This window comes from Streptomyces acidiscabies (assembly GCF_020010905.1).
Taxonomy (GTDB): Bacteria; Actinomycetota; Actinomycetes; order Streptomycetales; family Streptomycetaceae; genus Streptomyces; species Streptomyces acidiscabies.
In genome coordinates this window covers 239,097-258,480 of sequence record NZ_JAGJBY010000002.1, presented here as the reverse complement: position 1 = coordinate 258,480, position 19,384 = coordinate 239,097, and the positions used below count along the sequence as shown (strand labels likewise).

General features: G+C 69.5%; 21 protein-coding genes. 11 read left to right on the top strand and 10 right to left on the bottom strand.

Annotated elements, in window-relative coordinates; translation table 11 throughout:
• Positions 1-264: 264 nt before the first annotated feature.
• Positions 265-1,101 (top strand): C40 family peptidase, encoded by an 837-nt coding sequence (locus J8M50_RS28125; RefSeq protein WP_010353973.1) that lies wholly within the window; start codon positions 265-267, stop codon positions 1,099-1,101.
• A 152-nt stretch (positions 1,102-1,253) separates the two neighbouring features.
• Positions 1,254-1,886 (top strand): peptide deformylase, encoded by a 633-nt coding sequence (gene def, locus J8M50_RS28120; RefSeq protein WP_010353972.1) that lies wholly within the window; start codon positions 1,254-1,256, stop codon positions 1,884-1,886.
• A gap of 84 nt (positions 1,887-1,970) precedes the next feature.
• Here the strand turns inward: def and J8M50_RS28115 are convergent, their stop codons facing one another.
• Positions 1,971-3,284 carry a geranylgeranyl reductase family protein gene (locus tag J8M50_RS28115; RefSeq protein WP_010353971.1) on the bottom strand — a complete coding sequence of 438 codons (1,314 nt, stop codon included), beginning with the start codon at positions 3,282-3,284 and terminating at the stop codon, positions 1,971-1,973.
• 98 nt (positions 3,285-3,382) lie between these two features.
• Here J8M50_RS28115 and J8M50_RS28110 point away from each other — a divergent pair, with 98 nt between their 5' ends.
• Both J8M50_RS28110 and J8M50_RS28105 read left to right on the top strand, forming a co-directional pair.
• Positions 3,383-3,907 carry a GNAT family N-acetyltransferase gene (locus J8M50_RS28110; RefSeq protein ID WP_010353970.1) on the top strand — a complete coding sequence of 175 codons (525 nt, stop codon included), beginning with the start codon at positions 3,383-3,385 and terminating at the stop codon, positions 3,905-3,907.
• An 84-nt stretch (positions 3,908-3,991) separates the two neighbouring features.
• Complete coding sequence (locus J8M50_RS28105; protein WP_075692937.1) at positions 3,992-4,363, top strand: PASTA domain-containing protein; 372 nt, start codon at positions 3,992-3,994, stop codon at positions 4,361-4,363.
• 192 nt (positions 4,364-4,555) lie between these two features.
• On the opposite strand, the gene J8M50_RS28100 is transcribed toward J8M50_RS28105, so the two are convergent.
• The 4 genes from J8M50_RS28100 to J8M50_RS28085 all read right to left on the bottom strand — a co-directional run bounded on the left by J8M50_RS28100 (position 4,556) and on the right by J8M50_RS28085 (position 9,149).
• Positions 4,556-5,248 carry a demethylmenaquinone methyltransferase gene (locus J8M50_RS28100; RefSeq protein ID WP_010353968.1) on the bottom strand — a complete coding sequence of 231 codons (693 nt, stop codon included), beginning with the start codon at positions 5,246-5,248 and terminating at the stop codon, positions 4,556-4,558.
• 42 nt (positions 5,249-5,290) lie between these two features.
• Positions 5,291-6,412 carry an acyltransferase family protein gene (locus tag J8M50_RS28095; RefSeq protein ID WP_075692939.1) on the bottom strand — a complete coding sequence of 374 codons (1,122 nt, stop codon included), beginning with the start codon at positions 6,410-6,412 and terminating at the stop codon, positions 5,291-5,293.
• Positions 6,412-8,655 carry a bifunctional polysaccharide deacetylase/glycosyltransferase family 2 protein gene (locus J8M50_RS28090; RefSeq protein ID WP_010353966.1) on the bottom strand — a complete coding sequence of 748 codons (2,244 nt, stop codon included), beginning with the start codon at positions 8,653-8,655 and terminating at the stop codon, positions 6,412-6,414. The genes J8M50_RS28095 and J8M50_RS28090 overlap by 1 nt, the downstream gene beginning before the upstream one ends.
• Before the next feature lie 128 nt (positions 8,656-8,783).
• Positions 8,784-9,149, bottom strand: a complete 366-nt coding sequence (locus J8M50_RS28085; protein WP_075661313.1) for a hypothetical protein — start codon at positions 9,147-9,149, stop codon at positions 8,784-8,786.
• 222 nt (positions 9,150-9,371) lie between these two features.
• Between J8M50_RS28085 and J8M50_RS28080 the strand changes: the two genes are divergently transcribed.
• Positions 9,372-10,403 (top strand): chitinase, encoded by a 1,032-nt coding sequence (locus J8M50_RS28080; protein ID WP_010353964.1) that lies wholly within the window; start codon positions 9,372-9,374, stop codon positions 10,401-10,403.
• 30 nt (positions 10,404-10,433) lie between these two features.
• Here the strand turns inward: J8M50_RS28080 and J8M50_RS28075 are convergent, their stop codons facing one another.
• From J8M50_RS28075 to J8M50_RS28065, 3 genes are all read right to left on the bottom strand, one after another.
• Complete coding sequence (locus J8M50_RS28075) at positions 10,434-11,093, bottom strand: hypothetical protein (protein ID WP_010353963.1); 660 nt, start codon at positions 11,091-11,093, stop codon at positions 10,434-10,436.
• Between the two features lie 7 nt (positions 11,094-11,100).
• Positions 11,101-12,300, bottom strand: a complete 1,200-nt coding sequence (gene mqnC / locus J8M50_RS28070) for a cyclic dehypoxanthinyl futalosine synthase (protein ID WP_010353962.1) — start codon at positions 12,298-12,300, stop codon at positions 11,101-11,103.
• Between the two features lie 70 nt (positions 12,301-12,370).
• The gene (locus J8M50_RS28065) at positions 12,371-13,159 is read right to left on the bottom strand and encodes a prepilin peptidase (protein WP_010353961.1); all 789 of its coding nucleotides are present in this window, start codon (positions 13,157-13,159) and stop codon (positions 12,371-12,373) included.
• Between the two features lie 56 nt (positions 13,160-13,215).
• Here J8M50_RS28065 and J8M50_RS28060 point away from each other — a divergent pair, with 56 nt between their 5' ends.
• Positions 13,216-14,208 carry a hypothetical protein gene (locus J8M50_RS28060; RefSeq protein ID WP_010353960.1) on the top strand — a complete coding sequence of 331 codons (993 nt, stop codon included), beginning with the start codon at positions 13,216-13,218 and terminating at the stop codon, positions 14,206-14,208.
• 12 nt (positions 14,209-14,220) lie between these two features.
• Here J8M50_RS28060 and J8M50_RS28055 read toward each other — a convergent pair whose 3' ends face one another.
• Positions 14,221-15,069, bottom strand: coding sequence for a menaquinone biosynthetic enzyme MqnA/MqnD family protein (locus J8M50_RS28055; protein WP_010353959.1), 849 nt, complete (start codon positions 15,067-15,069; stop codon positions 14,221-14,223).
• A gap of 358 nt (positions 15,070-15,427) precedes the next feature.
• Between J8M50_RS28055 and J8M50_RS28050 the strand changes: the two genes are divergently transcribed.
• The gene (locus J8M50_RS28050; protein ID WP_003992177.1) at positions 15,428-15,631 is read left to right on the top strand and encodes a cold-shock protein; all 204 of its coding nucleotides are present in this window, start codon (positions 15,428-15,430) and stop codon (positions 15,629-15,631) included.
• A gap of 147 nt (positions 15,632-15,778) precedes the next feature.
• Here the strand turns inward: J8M50_RS28050 and J8M50_RS28045 are convergent, their stop codons facing one another.
• Entirely contained in the window at positions 15,779-16,327 is a 549-nt protein-coding gene (locus tag J8M50_RS28045; RefSeq protein WP_010353958.1) for a helix-turn-helix domain-containing protein, read from the bottom strand.
• Positions 16,328-16,403: 76 nt separating this feature from the next.
• Here J8M50_RS28045 and J8M50_RS28040 point away from each other — a divergent pair, with 76 nt between their 5' ends.
• The 4 genes from J8M50_RS28040 to J8M50_RS28025 all read left to right on the top strand — a co-directional run bounded on the left by J8M50_RS28040 (position 16,404) and on the right by J8M50_RS28025 (position 19,333).
• Entirely contained in the window at positions 16,404-17,126 is a 723-nt protein-coding gene (locus J8M50_RS28040; RefSeq protein WP_029183893.1) for an AzlC family ABC transporter permease, read from the top strand.
• Positions 17,123-17,437: an AzlD domain-containing protein gene (locus J8M50_RS28035; protein ID WP_010353956.1), complete on the top strand. Its 315-nt coding sequence runs from the start codon at positions 17,123-17,125 to the stop codon at positions 17,435-17,437. Before J8M50_RS28040 ends, J8M50_RS28035 begins: the two co-directional genes overlap by 4 nt.
• Positions 17,438-17,519: 82 nt before the next feature.
• Positions 17,520-18,155: a class I SAM-dependent DNA methyltransferase gene (locus tag J8M50_RS28030; RefSeq protein ID WP_010353955.1), complete on the top strand. Its 636-nt coding sequence runs from the start codon at positions 17,520-17,522 to the stop codon at positions 18,153-18,155.
• Between the two features lie 206 nt (positions 18,156-18,361).
• Positions 18,362-19,333 (top strand): LysR family transcriptional regulator, encoded by a 972-nt coding sequence (locus tag J8M50_RS28025; protein WP_050987225.1) that lies wholly within the window; start codon positions 18,362-18,364, stop codon positions 19,331-19,333.
• Positions 19,334-19,384 lie beyond the last annotated feature (51 nt).

Sequence of the window (19,384 nt, the reverse complement as noted above, 5' to 3'; positions counted from 1 at the left end):
ATTCACGAGCGCCGGACGCGGGCGTTCCGGTAACCGTTCCGTGACCTGCACCACATCGGAACGAACCCCTCCGAAGCCAGGCTTGGCCAACGACCTCAACGAGTGGTAGGCAGCGGGCAATTCGGGCGTAACAGCGAAAGGCAGTGATCACGGCCCTGAACGCCCAGGTCCGCAATGTCCGTTACGGCGTCAATAAAGAAATCGGTGCACGGAAGTTGGGGCATCGATTGAACAAGTGTGGCGCAGGACACGTTCCTTGTAGGTATGGAGGAGCTCCTGATACCGGTTGGACTCATGTCCCACACCGCTCACATACGTAGCCACCGAAAACCCCGCCGCAACGCGTCCTCGATCGCGGTGCGGGCCGGCGTCGCCAGTGGTGTCCTCGGCACGCTGGCCGTCGCCACCGCGGCGGGTTCGGCCAACGCTGCCGACGCGACGGTGACGCAGACGCTGGAACTGCCCACGCTGACCGCCGACCTGTCCGCGCAGGTCGAGCAGGCCGCGCAGTTCACGCAGCAGGCCGCTGCCAACTACCAGCTCCAGGCCGAGCGCGACTCCGCGGCTGCCGCTGCCGCCAAGGAGGCCGCGAAGGACCTGGCCGCTGCGAAGCAGGCCGAGGCCAAGAAGAAGGCCGCCGAGGAGGCCCGCAAGGCCGCCGCAGAGGAGGCCGTGTCCCGCTCCGAGACCCGCGCGAGCCTGAGCAGCGGCTCCTCGGACTCCGGCAGTGTCTCCGCGCCGGCCAGCGGCAGCGTCGCGACCGTCATCGCCTTCCTCAAGGCGCAGGTCGGCGACGCGTACGTCCTCGGTGGCACCGGGCCCAACGCCTGGGACTGCTCCGGGCTCGTGCAGGCCGCGTTCCGGGAGGTCGGTGTCGACCTGCCGCGCGTCTCCGAGGACCAGTCGAACTTCGGGACCGACGTGTCCCTGTCGAACATCCAGGTCGGCGACATCCTGTACTGGGGTGCCAAGGGGTCGGCGTACCACGTCGGCGTCTACCTCGGCGGCGGGAAGTACCTCGACGCGGCGAACCCCTCCAAGGGGGTCGTCATCCAGGAGCTCTCCGGGTATCCGGCGAGCGGTGCGGTGCGGGTGCTCTGAGCCGGGGGTACTACCCGGGTAATACCTGAGGTGCAGGGCCGCAGCCGCTCGGGGGCAGCGGCCCTTCCTCGTACGGAACTTCAGCCGCGTCCGGCGCGTTCCTCCCCTCGCACCGATCGACGAGCGATCGGCAGGCAGAGGGAGAGACAGACATGCCCAGCGTTTTCGTCCAGGGCCGCGCGGTCGACGCGTACCCGCGCCACGCACCCGAGGCCCGGCAGGGTCGCGTACGCCGGATCACCGAGGTCGGCGAAGAGGTCCTGCACAAGCCGTGCCGTGACGTCACCGAGTTCGGTCCCGACCTCGCCGCGCTGATCGACGACATGTTCCTGACGATGTACCTCGCGAACGGCGCGGGCCTCGCGGCGAACCAAGTGGGCGTCGATCTGCGCCTGTTCGTGTACGACTGCCCCGACGACGAGGGCGTCCGCCATGTCGGCCACATCGTCAACCCGGTCCTCGCGCCCCTCCCCACGGCTGGCCGCCGCCTCCTGGACGACGACGAGGGCTGCCTCTCCGTGCCGGGCGCGGTGATGGACGTACCGCGCCCGGACATGGCCATCGTCCACGGCCTGGACCGGACCGGTACCCCCGTCACGATCGAGGGGACCGGGTACTTCGCGCGGTGCCTGGCGCATGAGACGGACCATGTGAACGGGCACGTGTATCTGGACCGGCTGTCGAAGCGGGACCGCAAGGTAGCCCTGCGGCAGATGACGGACCGCAGGGAAGTGGTGATGGCACAAAGGGCAGCAAATGAGGAGGCTTTGGGGCAACGCCCTTAAGGGGCGCGGGGAACTGCGCGACAAGCCACGAAGGCGCCGCACTCGCCCACCGGCACAACGCGGCACCCCCTTGGTACTACCCCTCTACGCCTTGGGAGCCACCTTGCTCAGCCCATTGATGATCCGGTCCATCGCGTCACCCCCGGAGGGATCCGTCAAGTTCGCCAGCATCTTCAGCGTGAACTTCATCAGCAACGGGTGAGTCAGCCCCCGCTGGGCCGCGATCTTCATGACCTTCGGATTCCCGATGAGCTTCACGAAGGCGCGGCCCAGCGTGTAGTACCCCCCGTACGTGTCCTTGAGCACCTGCGGATACCGCTGGAGCGCGATCTCCCGCTGCGCCGGCGTGGCGCGCGCGTGCGCCTGGACGATGACGTCCGCGGCGATCTGCCCGGACTCCATGGCGTACGCGATGCCCTCGCCGTTGAAGGGGTTGACCAGCCCACCGGCGTCACCGACGAGCAACAGCCCCTTGGTGTAGTGGGGTTGACGGTTGAAGGCCATCGGCAGCGCGGCCCCGCGGATGGGCCCGGTCATGTGCTCCGGCGTGTACCCCCACTCCTCGGGCATGGACGCGCACCACGCCTTGAGCACCTCGCGCCAGTCCAACTCCTTGAAGGAACCGGACGTGTTGAGGACCCCGAGCCCGACGTTGGAGGTCCCGTCGCCCATGCCGAAGATCCACCCGTACCCGGGCAGGAGCCGGTCCTCGGCCCCGCGCCGGTCCCACAGCTCCAGCCAGGACTCCAGGTAGTCGTCCTCGTGCCGGGGGCTCTCGAAGTACGTCCGGACGGCGACCCCCATCGGCCGGTCCTCGCGCCGGTGCAGCCCCATCGCGAGGGAAAGCCGCGTGGAGTTGCCGTCGGCGGCGACCACCAGGGGCGCGTGGAAGGTGACTTCGCGCTTCTCCTCCCCCAACTTCGCGTGTACGCCGGTGATTCGGCCGGTGCGGTCGTCGCGGATCGGCGCACCCACGTTGCACCGCTCGTACAGCCGCGCCCCCGCCTTCTGCGCCTGCCGGGCGAGCTGCTCGTCGAAGTCGTCGCGCTTGCGGACGAGTCCGTAGTCCGGGTACGACGCCAGCTCCGGCCAGTCGAGTTGGAGCCGTACGCCGCCGCCGATGATCCTGAGGCCCTTGTTGCGCAGCCAGCCGGCCTCCTCGGAGATGTCGATCCCCATGGCGACGAGCTGTTTCGTGGCGCGCGGCGTGAGGCCGTCGCCGCAGACCTTCTCGCGGGGGAACTCGGTCTTCTCCAGCAGGAGGACGTCGAGCCCGGCCTTGGCGAGGTAGTACGCGGTCGTGGAACCGGCCGGTCCCGCACCGACGACGATCACATCGGCGGTGTTCCCGGAGAGAGGCGCGGTGTTTTCGGAGTGAGGATCAGTCACGACGGTCACGGCGGGATCTCCCCAAGTTCGGAATCTGCGTGCCGACCGGCACTGGACATGGGCAGTCTATTCAGCAGAATTGATCACCCGGCTGAAGGGTTGCCCCCGTGAACCTGGCTCTTCCCGTAGTACGGCTGCGTGTCCCCACCGACGAGGACGCCGTCGCCTGGCACCGGACCTTCGCCCACCCGGACGTCATGGAGTACCACGGAGGTAGAGCGGCAGAACTCTCGGAGTACGAGGAGCTGACGGCACGCCAGCGGCGGCACGACGCCGAGCACGGCTTCTGCCTGTGGACCATGCTCGACCGCGAGGGCCGGGTGATCGGCTTCACCGGGGCCCAGCCGTGGCCCCTCGCGTGGGGTCCGGTGGGCGAGATCGAGATCGGCTGGCGGCTCGGCCGGGAGTACTGGGGCAGGGGGTACGTCACCGCCGCCGCGCAGATGACGCTGGAGCGGGTGCGGTCGGCGGGCGTACGGGGGGTCGTCGCGATGGTCGACGCCCGCAACAAGCGGTCGATCGCGGTGACGCGGCGGCTCGGGATGCGGCTCGGGGAGGTCTTCACCACGCCCGACTCCAGCCGCACGGGTCACTGCTACCGCCTCGATCTCGAAAGCAGTAACTCTCAGTAGCCAAGCGCCGCGAAATTGTCGCACAGCGCTTCCGGATGGCCCCCTTCGGCGGTTACCCTTCCAGTACCGCTGGGGGTGACATCTGTGCTCATACCACCCAAAACATCCGAAGTACATGTCCCGCGTCTGGTCGGCCTGATGGCGATGGACGCACGCGAGAGGGCCCAGGCCCATGGCGTACTCCTGGCCACCCCCGACCGCCCGGACTTCCTCCGCACGGTCGTGGACTACGTAGTACGCCAGTACCCCCCACCCGGCGCGGAGGTCCCACGCGGCGCGGTCGTCTCGATCTGGTTCGACTTCGGCGAGGGGGAGGGCGGGGGCGGAGCAGGAGTCCACGAGCCGCGCATACCCCGCCCGGGAGGCGGAGGCTTCCAACGGGAACTGGAGGAGCCGGGGGAGCGGTATGCGGCGGTGGGGTACGGGGGGCGGGAGATGCCGATGGCGCTGGGGTAGGGGGTACTACTGGGGTAAGGGGACTACGGGTAGGGGGGTAGTGCACGGCGTGGGTACTGCACGGCACGGGAAACGCACGGCGCGGACAACGCCCCGATGGGCCGCAGGCCCATCTAGGGGCGCGGGGAACTGCGCGACCAGCCACAACGAACCCGCAGCCGCACAGCTATCCGCACACCCCACCCCGGAGCGTCATCCCTTAAATCCCCGGTGCAACGTCACAACACCCCCCGTGAGATTCCGCCAAGCCACCTTCCCCCACCCCGCCTCCCGCAACCGAGAGGCCAACGCAGGCTGATCGGGCCACGCCCGAATGGACTCGGCAAGATACACATACGCATCCGGATTGGACGACACAGCACGAGCCACCGGAGGCAACGCCCGCATCAAATACTCCGTGTAGACGGTCCGGAACGGCGCCCACGTCGGATGCGAGAACTCACAGATCACCACCCGCCCCCCAGGCCGGGTAACCCGGTACATCTCGCGAAGCGCCGCATCGAAGTCCTGCACATTCCGCAGCCCGAACGAGATCGTCACCGCATCGAACGTGTCGTCCTTGAACGGCAGCCGCGTAGCGTCCCCCGCAGTGAACGGCAACCAGGAGTTCCGCCCCTTACCGACCTGAAGCATCCCGAGCGAGAAGTCGCACGGCACGACATACGCCCCGGCCTGCGCGAACGGCAGCGAGGAGGTACCCGTACCGGCAGCGAGATCAAGGATCTTCTGTGCCGGCCGAGCATCCACCGCCCGCGCGACCTCCTTGCGCCACCGCCGGTCCTGCCCGAGGGACAGCACGTCGTTGGTGAGGTCGTACCGTTCCGCCACGTTGTCGAACATCGAGGCGACTTCGTGCGGCTGCTTGTCCAGGGATGCGCGGGTCACCCGGCCATTCTTGCAGCCTCCCTCAGGGAACCTCAGGGCACCTCACGGCAGCAGCCGGGGTTTCCTCTTCCCGGCCACGTCCTCCACCCACCCGCACAGCAGCACGAACACGACGATCAGCACCCACCCGACCCCGAACATGAACCACTGGCTCTCCAGAGGGAGCCACTTCTCGAACGCGGGGACGTCCCAGAACCGGTCGACCACCGGCACCGCGAGGATGAGCGCGATCTCGTGCCACAGGTAGATCGTCACCGCGCGGGCGTTGAACACGGTGACGACCCGGTCGAGCCGCCGATGCTTCGCGAGCCCGGCGAGATCGACCCCGAAGTACGACGTCGCGTACATCAGGAGAGTGACGTACCCGGCGGACCAGAACGCCTGCGCGAGGGGTATGTCGTCGAGGTCGTACGACCCGGTCTCCCCCTGACGGGTGAGGGCGTACCAGCCCCCGAACCCGATCGCGGCCAGCGACAGCACGATCACGGCGAGCGGCTTCAGCCGTCGTAGTACCCCGTCCCGGTGCGCGAACCCGAGAACCCAGCAGAACAGGAACGTCGCGAGGTCGGTCAGCGCGTCGCCGAAGCGGTTGTCCGGCGGCTCCCACAGGAAGTGGAGGACGAGGACCGGCGCGAGGGCGGAGAGCAGGACGGCGACGGGGGCGAGCCGGAACACCCTGAGGAGGACCGGCGAGAGGAGGACGAACCACAGGTAGGTCCGCAGGTACCAGAGGATCTCCCACGCCTGTACCCCCCAGGGATTACCCGGCGGGTCCCCCAGAGGTACGACCCAGAAGACGATCTGCCACCCCGGCATCCAGCCGTGGACGAGCATCGCGAGCACCACGAAGACGCCCCAGAACCAGAACGGCGGCAACAGCCTCCGCAGCCGGCTCCGCACGACCTTCAGCGCGGGCCGCTCCAGCGACTTCGCCATGAGCGTCCCGGCGAGCCCGAACATGACCCCCATGGAGGGGAACACCATGCCGGCCCAGGCCCAGCCGAAGGTGTGATAGGCGACGACGCGGATGAGGGCGAGGGCTCTGAGGGTGTCGAAGTACCGGTCCCTGGAGGGGCGTTGGGGGACTGCAGCCTCGGCCCCGTGCCCCGGCCCCGCCGCCTCCGTGACCACCCCAACGGAACCCCCCTTCCGATGCGCCCCCATCAGCTCGCCCCCGCCGGAGTCCCGACCTCGCCGGTCCGCTTCAGCTTCTGCCACCGCAGCCGCCCACCGGTCAGCGCCGTGATGCAGGAGTGGATGAGGACGAGGTACATCATCTGCCGGTAGGCGAGTTGCTGGAGCGGCATCATCCACAGGTACCGGTACTGCTCCCGGTCGAGCCGGAACGCGTAGGCCGCGCACAGGAGTTGGACCCCGAGGACGGCGAACCAGGCGAGCAGCGCGGCCCGGAGGTCGACGAAGACCATCGAGTAGACGGTGAACACGTCGATGAGCGGCGCGAAGACGGGCGTCACGATCTGGAAGAGCACGACCAGCGGCATCCCGACCCGCCCGAAACGCCCCGAAGGCCCCTTGTCCGTAAGGGACTTGCGGTGTTTCCAGAGTGCCTGCATGGTCCCGTAGGACCACCGGTACCGCTGCGACCAGAGCTGCTTGAGCGAGCCGGGCGCCTCGGTCCAGGCCCGCGCGTGCTCCTGGTAGACGACCTGCCACCCGGCGCGGTGCATGGCGATGGTGATGTCCGTGTCCTCGGCGAGGGTGTCCTCGCTCATCCCGCCGGCCTGGAGCACCGCGTCCCGCCGGAACGCCCCGATCGCGCCGGGGATCGTCGGCATGCAGCGCAGCAGGTCGTACATCCGCCGGTCGAGGTTGAACCCCATGACGTACTCGATGTGCTGCCAGGCCCCGATGACCGTGTTCCGGTTCCCGACCTTCGCGTTCCCGGCGACCGCCCCGACCCCGGGATCGGCGAACGGCTGCACCAACTGGTGCACGGCGTCCGGCTCGAAGACGGTGTCGCCGTCCATCATGACGACGATGTCGCAACTGGCGCTGCGCACCCCGTTGTTGAGCGCGGCGGGCTTCCCTGCGTTCTCCTGCCGGACGACGCGTACGTTGTCCATGCCGAGCCGCGTCGCGGCGTCCCGCGCGATCTCCGAAGTCCCGTCCGTGGAACCGTCGTCGACGACGATGACCTCGATCGGGTGCGTGCTGCGCGCCAGCGATCCCAGGGTGTTGGCGATGCACTTCTTCTCGTTGTACGCGGGGACGACCACACTGACCCGCCGGGTCACCTCGGGCCCCCAACTGAACCTGCGCCTATGGCGTTTGCGGTAGTGCCGCCGCGCGAGGACGAACATCATCCCGAACCGGCCCAGCACCGCGACGCCTACGACCATGAGGCCGACGGAGAGCGTGGGCACCGTCCATTCGGCGAGCGTCACGGCGGCGATGAGAGCCTTGCCCTCGTAGAGGGTGACGCCGGTGGCCTCGCGGTGGGCGGCCTGGAGGGGGTCGGCGGTGTCACCGTTCGGGGCGCCACCGGACTGCTGACCTCGTCGCCCGTTCTCCTTCTCCAGCACCCCGCTGATCGTCGTGAACGCGTACCCCTCGGCCCGCATCCGCTCGATGTACGTCGGCAGCGCGGCAATGGTCTGCGACCGCTCCCCACCGGCATCGTGGAAAAGGACCGACGCGCCCTTTCCGTCCTCCGGCGTAGCCCACTGGATGATCTTCGAGACGCCCGGTTTCTTCCAGTCGTCGGAGTCGGTGTCGACGAAAACGCTGGTGTAACCGTCTTCTCCGAGTTTCTGGTACACGGGCCAGCTGTAATTGTCGATGGCGTCGGTCTCGGAGGAATAGGGCGCCCGGAAAAGGGTCGTGGTGATACCGGCGGCACCGGCCAGCGCCAACTGGGTCTGCTGCATCTCGCGGTTGACGCGGGCGCCGGACTGGTACGAGAGGTCCACGTGGGTGAAGGTGTGGATGCCGACCTCGTTCCCGTCGTCGACCATCTCCTTCACGATGCCCGGATAACGCGACACCATCGAGCCGACCAGGAAGAACGTCGCGGGTATGTCGTACTTCCGAAGGATCGCCAGGACCTGCGGGGTCCAGGTCGGGTTCGGCCCGTCGTCGAAGGTCAGCGCGATCGTCCTGTCGGGGACGGAGACCGTAGCGGCCTGGCCGCCCCGGAAGGTGAGGATCGGCCCGCCGTCGAGAATCTTCTCCGGCACCTTGTCGGAGCCGGCGCCGGTCCGCACCCGCTCGTCGCCGCCGACCTCGGCGCGCAGATAGCCGTCGAGGAGCATCACGCTGGTCAGCGCGAGCAGGAGCAGCAGCGCGAGGATGACCCTCGGTTTCTGGAGCGCCGCCGCCTTGCCCGCTGCCCGGCCGATGCGGGAGGGGGCGCGGCGGCGGCCTCGGGGGGACGTCGTCGTAGCCATGGTGGTGCCTCTATGTTCCGTTCGGTACCGGTCCGTTCCGGTCTGTCGCCCTGAACTCCCGGGGTTCTGCGGCCAGTTCGCCAACTGCGGGTCGAGCGGCCGGAGTTGGGCCGGTCGACCGGACCCGGTCAGCCGGCCGACGCGGAGGCGGACGGAGATGCGGACGGGGACGGGGCGGACGTCGGGGTGGCGCCCGAGGGGAGCGCGGGCGGGGAGCCGGTGGGCGCGCCCGTCGGTACGCCCCTGGGTGCGCCGACCTGGTCGCCCCGGCCAAACGGCAGCAGAGAGGACGGCGTCAGCGAGGACCCCCACCCCATGAACGCGGCGCCGAGGATCACGGCGTAGGCGAGGCAGCCGACGCCGACGAGGAGGCCGATCCGGCGCAGCGCCTTGGACCTGCGCCCGGAGTTGTCGACGAACACGGGCCCGGCGCCGCGTTTGCGTCGCCGTCCGCGAGTGGCCGCACGGCTTTCGATGGCAGGCTCGGATTGCATTCCCTGGACATTAAGGAGCGTTTATGTGGACCAAACTCCGTCTTCCGTGTGAGAGACCCATGAGAAACGTTCGAATCTGTCCTTTTGCTGAGAGAACAGGGAAAACGCCTACGCGACGCCCGTCCGGCACGGCAGAGTTGACCGTTCCGCCGGAAACCCCTTTTGTTTCGGCGCTGCTCTCTCCACCGAGACAGAAATCACGAAAGTGGGTGCTTACACGCGATGCGGAGTTTCCTGGTGCCGCTGTCCGGGCTGACCTGTCTGTTCGCGCTGGCCGTGGCGGGCTGTTCGTCCGACTCCGGTACGACGTCGGACGCGGCGGCGGGGGCGGCGGAACCGGAGTCGCCCTTCCCCAGCCCTTCGGTATCCCCTACCACCACGAGGTACGCCCCCTACGTGAGTGCTACGGAAGCGTCCGCCAACGACTCGGCGGGCTCCCCGGCGACATACAACCTGGCGTTCGTGATCTCCGACGGCAGCACGTGCACGGCGAAGTGGAACGGGACGACGGCCGTCGGCGATACGGCGGTGAAGTCCCGGATATCCAAACTGACCGCGTCCGGTTCGAGCGTCCGGGTCTCCTTCGGCGGCGCCTCCGGCAAGGAGCTGGCGACGGTCTGCACCAGCGCCTCGAAGCTGGCGGCGGCGTACGGCGCGGCGCTGGACGCGGCGGGTTCGACGCAGGCCGACTTCGACATCGAGGGCACCACCCTCACCGACAGTGCCTCGGTCGCCCGGCGCTCCCAGGCGATCGCCCAACTCCAGAAGGACCGCCCCGAGTTGGAGGTCACCTTCACCCTGCCGGTGATGCCCTCCGGCCTCGACGCGGACGGCCTCGCGCTGCTCGCCTCCGCGAACAAGTACGACGTCCAGGTCGCCACGGTCAACATCATGACCATGAACTACAGCGAGACCTACACCGGGGACATGGGCGACTACGCGATCACCTCCGCGACGGCCACGCACACCCAGCTGAAGTCCGTCTTCGGCACCACCGACGAGTCCGCCTGGCACGGCCTCGCGCTGACCTCGATGATCGGCGTCAACGACATCGCGAACGAGACCTTCACCCTCTCCGACGCGGCCCAACTCCGGTCGTTCGCCGAGGAGAAGGGGGTCTCGTGGGTGTCGATGTGGTCGACGTTCCGCGACCAGCAGTGCGCGTCGGACACCGTCGGCCAGAACGACGCGGCGACCAATTGCAGTGGGGTGGACCAGAGTTCGGGGGCGTTCGGCAAGGCGCTCGCGGGTTAGCGCGCCAACCCGGCCCCCGCTCCCCCGAGTTCACCGACTCCGGTACAGCAGACGCCCGTTGACGACGGTGGCCACGCAGGTGGCGGCGCCCTTCGCGGTGAGGGCGGCTTCGTCGGGGACGTCGAACACGGCGAGGTCGGCCCGGCCTCCGACGGCCAGCGGCGCGTGCACGGTGCCGGGCAGGTCGTACCCCTCGGCGAACGGGTCCAAGTCGGGCCGCTCGCCGAGCAGTTGGCCGGGAGCACCCTCGATGGTGACAACGGCCAGGCCCGAGCGGGCGATCGCCGGTGCGACGAGGGGGTCGGTGAAGCGGGCGCCGGGTGCCGCGACGGCCGTCGTACCGTGAGCCATCATCCGCTGGATACCGCGCCGTACGCTGCCGGACCAGCGGGCCTCGGACAGTTCCAGTGCGGCCAACTCCTCGCCCCAGAGGGGGAGTTCACCCAGCTCGTCGGCCTCGCGCGGGTCGGGGTGGTAGCAGCGGCGCAGCAGCCACAGGGGGTGCCACTGGCGCAGGCCGGGGGTGAGGGTGCCGGGCCAGCGGCGCACCCGCGCGGCCGGGGCGACGGCCACGACGTCGTCGTACGCGCCGAAGGCCGTGACGCGGTCGCCGGCCACCGCGACCGCGCCGTTCTCGACCGGGGGCGCCCCTACCGGCAGCAGCAGGGGCGCGGTGTGAATCGTCAGCACCGGGTGCCTAGTTGGACGTCAGGATCTTCAACTCGGGGTGTGCGGTGCCGCCTTCGATCGCCGTGGAGGAGATGTGGGACACCACCCGCTTGTCCACCGGGTCGTTGGCGGGGTCGTCGTGGACGACGAGGTGCTCGTACGTCGTGGCGCGCTGCGCCGGGACGCGGCCCGCCGAGCGGATCATGTCGATCATTTCCTGGAGGTTGGAGCGGTGCTTGGCACCGGCCGCCGAGACGACGTTCTCCTCCAGCATGATCGAGCCGAGGTCGTCCGCGCCGTAGTGCAGGGTGAGTTGGCCCGCGTCCTGGCCCGTGGTGAGCCAAGACCCCTGGATGTGGGCGATGTTGTCCATGAAGAGGCGCGAAATGGCGATCATCCGCAGGTACTCGAAGATCGTGGCCTGCGTGCGGCCCTTCAGGTGGTTGTTCTGCGGCTGGTAGAGGTACGGGATGAACGCGCGGAAGCCGCCCGTGCGGTCCTGGACGTCGCGGATCATCCGCAGGTGCTCGATGCGTTCGGCGTTGGTCTCGCCGGTGCCCATGAGCATCGTGGAGGTGGACTCGACGCCCAGGTTGTGCGCCGTCTCCATGATCTCCAGCCAGCGCTCGCCGGACTCCTTGAGCGGCGCGATGGCCTTGCGGGGCCGCTCGGGGAGCAACTCCGCGCCGGCGCCCGCGAAGGAGTCGAGTCCGGCCGCGTTGATCCGCCGGATCGCCTCCTCGACGCTCACCTTGGAGATCCTGGCCATGTGCTCGACCTCGGAGGCCCCGAGGGAGTGGATGACCAGCTGCGGGAACGCCTTCTTGATCGCCGCGAAGTGCTCCTCGTAGTACTCCACCCCGTAGTCCGGGTGGTGCCCGCCCTGGAACATGATCTGCGTCCCGCCGAGCTCGACGGTCTCCGCGCACCGGCGCAGGATGTCGTCCAGGTCGCGGGTCCAGCCCTTGTCCTTGGCCGTCGGCGGGGCGTAGAACGCGCAGAACTTGCACGCCGTGACACACACGTTCGTGTAGTTGATGTTCCGCTCGATGATGTACGTCGCGATGTGCTCGGTACCCGCGTACCTCTTACGGCGTACGGCGTCGGCGGCGGCGCCGAGCGCGTGCAGGGGGGCGTCCCGGTAGAGGACGAGCGCCTCCTCGGGGGTGATCCGTCCACCGGCTGCGGCACGGTCAAGGACAGACTGGAGGTCGGCCTTCTCGGTCACCGGGCGTCCCTTTCGTAAGGGTTGTGGATGGACCGGTCCAGCGTACGCCAGAGGTATGAGGGGACTACGGTCAGGCCGTCCAGGCTCCCGACACCACCCCCAGCACCGCCCCGGCGATCAGGAACGGCCCGAACGCGATGGTCGTACCCCTCCCCGACCTGCGGACCACGGCGAGCACTCCCCCGTACCCGGCCCCGAGCGCGAACCCGGCGAACGCACCGAGCAGCACCGTGTCCCACCCGTACCACCCCAGTACGGCCCCCAGCCCGACCGCGAGTTTCGCGTCCCCGTACCCCATCCCCTCCGGGTTCAGCAGGTGCAGGACGAGGATCGCGGCGCCGAGGACGACGGCCCCGAGCAGCGCGGTCGTCCACTCCCCGGCGTGGTCCGGGACCAGCGCGGCCACCCCCAGCAGCGCGGGCGCGGCGACCGCGAGGCCCCAGGTCAGCGGGTCCGGTAGACGTCGCACCCGGACGTCCACCACCGCGAGCAGCACCCAGGCGGGGGCGAGCAGGAGCCAGGCCGCGAGTTCGGGGCGGAGGCCGGTGGCCAGGGCGAGGAGGGTGGAGAGGAGCGCGGTGAGTAGTACGTAGGGGGTACGGGGTGAGTCGTACGGGCCGCAGGTCCGGCACCGCGCGGGCCCGAGCCAGCCGCGCAGGGGATGTCCCTCGGGACACTCCCGCCGCCAGCCGTCGCTCTCCTCCTGCGAGGAGTCCTCCGGGGGGTACTCCAGAGGTACGGAGAACCGGTACGCCGCTCGGGGTAGTACCCCGCCCGCCAGCGCACCCCACACCGCCGCCGCTACGGCGATCACCCACAACTCGCTCACCACGGACCGATCCTGCCCCACCCCGGCCATCACTCCCCCACGATTCCCCCATGAGAGCCAGCCAACTCCCGTGCCATGATCCCGAAATGGACCTTCTTCCGATCAACGGAGCCACCCTGGCCTCCGAGCCGACCGTCCTGGCGTCGGTGCGGACCATCAGCGCGCAGTACGGCGTGGACTACACGGACGACCGGGCCGTGACCGCGATGTTCGAGGAGCGGCGGGAGGCGCTGCATCGGAGTCAGCGCGGCCCGCTCGTATGGCTCGGCGGGCTCGCGCTGCTGGTCGGCGGGGTGTGGCCGTTCATCGGCCCGGAGGTCCCCGCACTCGCGGAGAACCCGGCGCTCGCCTACGGGCCCGCCGTACCGATCCTCGCGGCCGGGATCGTCTGCCTGATATCCGTGCGGGCCCGCTGGAAGAGGGAGTTGGGGCATCCGGCGCTGGCCGGCTACCGGCACGTCCTCGGCGTCGCCCGGTCGCGGGGGCTGCCGGTGACCCACGTACCCGCGTGGCTGGAGGGGCGGTCGGAGTACGGAGGTACCAAGCCGACGACACCGGTACCGACGTACCGGCCGACGGGCGGTGAGCCGTCTCATACCCCTAGTACTCCAGCGGGACCGTACGCCGCCGGTCCCTACGGCCGCCAGGCCCCGGGCACCCCCGCGGGCCCCTACGGCTACCAGCCCCCCGGCGCCGCACCCGGCACCCCGAACCCCTACGCCGTCCACACCGTCCCGCCGGTCCCCGACGCCGTCGCCGCGTACGAGAAGATCGCCGACCAGGGCGGCTGGCACGACGAGGCCGGCTGTCTCTTCGTCATCGCGGCCCTGATCGGCGCCGCCTACGGCTGGTGGCAAGGCGTGACCCTCGGCTACCTCGCCCTGGTCCTCGTCCCCCTCGCGATCTGGGTCTGGCTCGCCGGGAGCAGACAGGGCAAGGAGAAGGAGCGGCTGCGCAAGGAGGCGCTGGCGTACGTCGAGACGGTCGCGCGGGCGCAGGCGGCGGGGGCCGCCGTACCCGAACTCTCGCCCCGGCTGCGGAAGTTGCTCGATGAGGAGCAGTGGATGGGACGGCGCTGAACGCCGATACGCCTACGGCGTCAGCAGTTCCACGTTGACGTCCGCCGGGAAGCCGGTCGTCGGGCCCACCCGGCGCGCGAACTCCGTGACGGCCGCCAACTGCGGTGCGCCGAAGCGGAAGTCGAGGGTGGTGAAGTACTGCTCCAGGATCGTCTCGTCGAACTCCTCCCAGCGGGCGGCCTGTTCGGCGACCTTGCCGACCTCGTCGAGGGAGAGGTTGCGGGAGGCGAGGAAGGCGCGGTGGACCTCGCGGGTGAGCTCGGGCTCGCGTTCGAGGTAGTCGCGGCGGGCGGCCCAGACGGCGAAGACGAAGGGGAGGCCGGTCCACTCTTTCCAGAGCGCGCCGAGGTCGTGGACCTGGAGCCCGTAGCGCGGCCCGTCGAGGAGGTTGGCGCGCAGGGCGGCGTCGCCGATGAGGACGGCGGCATCGGCCTCCTGCATCATCAGACTCAGGTCCGGGGGGCAGGTGTAGTACTCGGGAGTTACGCCGTACCGCTCGGCGAGCAGGAGCTGGGCGAGCCGTACGGAGGTACGGGAGGTCGAGCCGAGGGCGACGCGGGCGCCGTCCAGCTGGTCGAGGGGAACCTGCGAGACGATCACGCAGGACATGACGGGCCCGTCGCAGCCGACCGCGATGTCGGGGAAGGCCACCAGGTCGTCGGCGTTGCGCAGGAACTCGACGAGGGTGATGGGGCCGATGTCGAGGTCGCCCTGCACGAGCCGCTCGCTGAGCTTCTCGGGGGTGTCCTTGGTCAGCTCAAGATCGAGCAGCGTGCCCGTTCTCGCGAGACCCCAGTACAGAGGCAGGCAGTTGAGGAACTGGATGTGGCCGACGCGCGGCCGGGTGCGAGAATTGTCCACATCGCGAGGCTAGACCCCGGTCGGGTACGCTGCTGAGTCACCCCCCACGATCCCCCTGGGGTCTTACCGGTATCAGCGGACTCTCCGATCCGTTCACATCACGCCCCGCCGCACCCCGGTGTCAACCATTGCCCGGGCGTTTCAAACATCCGAGTGACGTGATCTTGACCTCTATCGCTTTCGGCTGCCTGCGTGCTAGGCTCGCCGCAAGTTGCAGTTTGGTTTCCCTTGCAGTACAGAGCCTGCGGAGCATGTGACCGCGGGCTCTCGACGTTTTCGGAAGTTTGCAGTTGTGCAGCACTGTTTTCACACTTGCAGGTTCTGGAGCAGGGCGACCCTTTGAGCCCAAGGAGGGCTTATGGCTACCGGAACCGTGAAGTGGTTCAACGCCGAAAAGGGCTTTGGTTTCATCGCCCAAGAAGGCGGCGGCCCTGACGTCTTCGTCCACTACTCCGCGATCAACGCCTCGGGTTTCCGTTCCCTCGAAGAGAACCAGCAGGTTTCCTTCGACGTGACCCAGGGCCCGAAGGGCCCGCAGGCGGAGAACGTCACCCCGGTCTGATCCGCCGGGCGACTGCCGGAACCGGCAGCGTGATCGCAGTCTGAGAAGCACCACCCAAGGAGCCCCGCGCCTTCCGGCGACGGGGCTCCTGCCTTTCTCCCGGCGCCCCTAGCGGGCCGGCCCCGCGGAGCCGAATTCATTTCCCGTTCACGTGTGCTGCATGACGAGCACGAACTTCGTTCCGGCCGCCGTCGCCTCGTACATGTGCGGCACATCTCCGCGATACGACAGATAATCCCCCGGACCGACCTCCACACCCTCCCCGCGCGGCCCCGCTTTCACGCTTCCCTCGGTGACCACGATGTGTTCCACGGTGCCGGGGATATGCGGTTCGGATTCCCGGACAGTGCCCGGTTCCAGCCATACGTAGTAAATGTCCCGGCGTGCTCCCGGCGGACTCGCGGACAACAACGTCGCGAGATAACTGGACTGTTCGGAGTGCACCTTGGGACCCTCCCCCGCGCGGACGACCTGGACGGGCGCCGAGGGCGGTTCGACGAGCACGCTGAACGGGACGCCGAGCGCCACCGCCAGCGCCCAGATCGTCTCCATCCCCGGGTTCCCGCTCGCCGCCTCCAGCTGGGACAGCGTGGACTTCGCGATCCCCGCGCGCTTGGCCAGTTCGGACAGGGACAGCCCGGTCCTGGCGCGCTCCCGCTTCAGCGAGGCCGCGAGCCACTCCAGGGGTTCACTCACGCTTCCACTCCGTTCGCTGTACGAGTACGAACGTTCGCCTTGACGAACGGTCGCCCTGGCGTTCATTTTAGAGAACATGCGTTCTCCACGCCGAACACTCTCCAGGGTTACCCCGTCCGGGGGTAGTCCGCAGGTATCACCGGACGACTCCACCCTCCTGCGGGACGTCCTCCTCGTCTGCCTCGCCAGCGGGGTCGTCGGGGTGTCCTTCGGCGCGATCGCCGTGAGCGGCGGGCTGCCGGTCTGGGTGCCGGTCGTCATGTCCCTGGCCGTGTACGGGGGATCGGCCCAGTTCAGCGCGGTCGGCGTACTGCTCGCCGGGGGCGGTCCGCTGGCCGCCGCCGCGACCGGGCTCGCCCTCAACACCCGTACCGTCGCCTACAGCCTCGCCGTCGCCGGGGACATCGGCCGCGGGCCGTTCACCCGGCTGCTCGGCGCGCACCTCGTCACGGACGAGACGGTCGCCTTCACCCTCGCCCGGTCCGACCCGGCCCGCCGCCGCGCCGCGTTCTGGACGTCCGGGCTCGCGCTGTTCGCCGTATGGAACACGGCCGTCGTCATCGGCGCGCTCGCGGGGCAGGCGCTGGGGGACACCTCCCGGTACGGGCTCGACGCGGCCTTTCCCGCGATCCTCGCGGCGCTCGTCGTACCCACCCTCCGCAAGGACTCCCGCGTCCGCCGGCCTGTCGCCCTCGGCGCGGTCCTCGCCCTCGCGGCGACCCCGCTCCTCCCCACCGGGGTACCTGTCCTCGTAGCTCTTCTGGGGCTCTTCCTGTACGACCCTGAGGTGACCCCGTGAGTCCGACCGTCGTCACCGTCCTCGTCCTGGCTCTCGGGACGTACGCCTTCCGGCTGACGGGGCCTCTCCTGCACGGGCGGGTCACGCTGCCGGCGCGGGTCCAGGAGCTGCTGTCCGCCGGGGCGGTCGTGCTGCTGGTCGCCCTGCTGGCGACGGGGGCGCTGACCGAGGGGGGCGGGTTCTCGGGGTGGGCTCGTCCGCTGGGGGTACTGGTGGGGGTCGGGCTGGCCTGGCGGAGGGCGCCGTTCGTGGTGGTGGTGCTGGGGGCGGCGGGTACTACCGCGGTACTACGGGGGTTGGGGGTGGGCTGAGAGGGGCAGCGCCGACTGGCTCTCAGGTATCGGACGCTGAGCCCCGGGGCGTTGTCAGTGGTACCGGTTAGGGTCACCCGCCATGACTGACTTCCTCACCACCACCCGTACCTTCTACGACGCCATCGCCGAGGACTACTCCGAGCGGTTCCAGGACGAGCTGGTCAAGAGGCCGCTGGAGCGGGCCGTACTCGGGGTGTACGCCGAACTCGTGGGCGCGGGTGGGAAGGTGGCCGACCTCGGGTGCGGGCCCGGTCGGTCCACGGGGCGCCTCGCCGGGCTCGGTCTGGACATCTCCGGGCTCGACCTGTCGGAGTCGATGCTCGCGGTGGCCCGCCGCGAGAACCCCGGAATCCGCTTCGAACAGGGCTCGATGCTCGACCTCCCCTTCCCGGACGGCTCGCTCGACGGCGTCATGTGCTGGTACTCGTCCATCCACACGCCGTCACCCGAACTGCCCCGTCTCTTCGAGGGTTTCCACCGCGCCCTCGCCCCCGGCGGCCACCTCCTCCTCGCCTTCCAGGTCGGCGACGAACCCCGCCACTACGACCAGCCCTGGGGTCACCCGGTCGCCATCGACTTCCTGCGCCGCCGCCCGGAGTTCATGGAGGGGCTGCTGACGGAGGCCGGTTTCACGATGCTGTCGCGCACGGTCCGGGAGCCGATGGAGGAGGAGAAGACACCGCACGCGTTCCTGATCGCCCAGCGGGTGCGGTAGCTGCGGCTGCGCTCAACTCCCTTGGGGTTGCGGTCGGTTCCTGTCTCTTCATGCGTTCCCCTGCTCGTCGGGGAAATGGTCGGCACCCGCTCCCTCCCGGGTGGGGAGCGGGTTGCCGCCGTGGGCCCGGGGAAATCGTCGTACGAGCGGGAAGGGGGAGTCAATCCTTGGGATTTGTTGCTGGACTCTAGTGTTTGCTTGGGGGTATGACGCTAGAAGATCTGCGGGTGTTCGTCGCTGTGTGCCGGGCCGGGAGTCTGAGCGCTGTGGCACGGGAGTCTGGGTGTACGCAGTCGGCGGTCAGTCAGCATGTGAAGCGGCTGGAGCGGGAGTTCGGGGTGGGGCTGCTGGAGCGGCGGCCCCGGGGAGTCGCGGTGACGCAGGCCGGGCGGATCCTGGAGCGGGCCGCGCGGGACGGGATCGCCGGACTCGACCTGGCCGCACGGGAGTTGAAGGATCTCGTCGACGGCGGCCGGGGATACGTACGGCTCGCCACCGGCGCCACCACCGTGCGGCACTTCATGTCGGACGCGGTCGTCGCCTTCCGCCAGCGGCATCCGAACGTCAACCTCGAATTCCGCACGGTGAGTTCGGGCCGGGGCAGCTTCGAAGCGCTCGCGGACGGCACGCTCGATCTCGCGTGGATCACGCTGGGACCGCCGGTACGCGGCATCGAGCAGCGCCGGGTGGTGGAGCTGCCGTGGATGCTCGCGGTGCGCGAGGACGACGAGTTCGCTCGGCGAAAGTCCCTGAGCGCAGGGGAGTTGGACGGCATACGGCTGATCCGCCTGCCCCCGAACTCCACCTCGGCCGCCCATCTGGACGCCGCCTGCGCGGAGTTGGGGGTCCGGTTCGCGTACGACACGAGCGTCGCCGACTGGGACACGGCGTTGCTGCTCGCCGAGGTGGGGGTGGGCCGGGCGGTGGTACCGGCGTTGCCGGGGCTGGTGGCGTCCGGCGCGGGGGCGTTGCGGCTCGTGCCGCTGCCGGATCTGCGTCCCCTGCCCGTCGGTTGGGCGATGCGGCGCTGGGACGCGTTGAGCCCGCCCGCGCGGGCGTTCGCGGAACTGGTCGTGGAGCTGCGGCAACGGCGGACTCGGGGCGGCGAACAGGCGGTGCCTCTCCCGCGCGGAGTGCGGACTCGCGGCGACGAAGAGGCGGTACGCCTCCCGCGCTGAGTGTGGACTCGCGGCGGTGAGCAGGCCGTACGCCTCCCGCCCGAAGTGCCG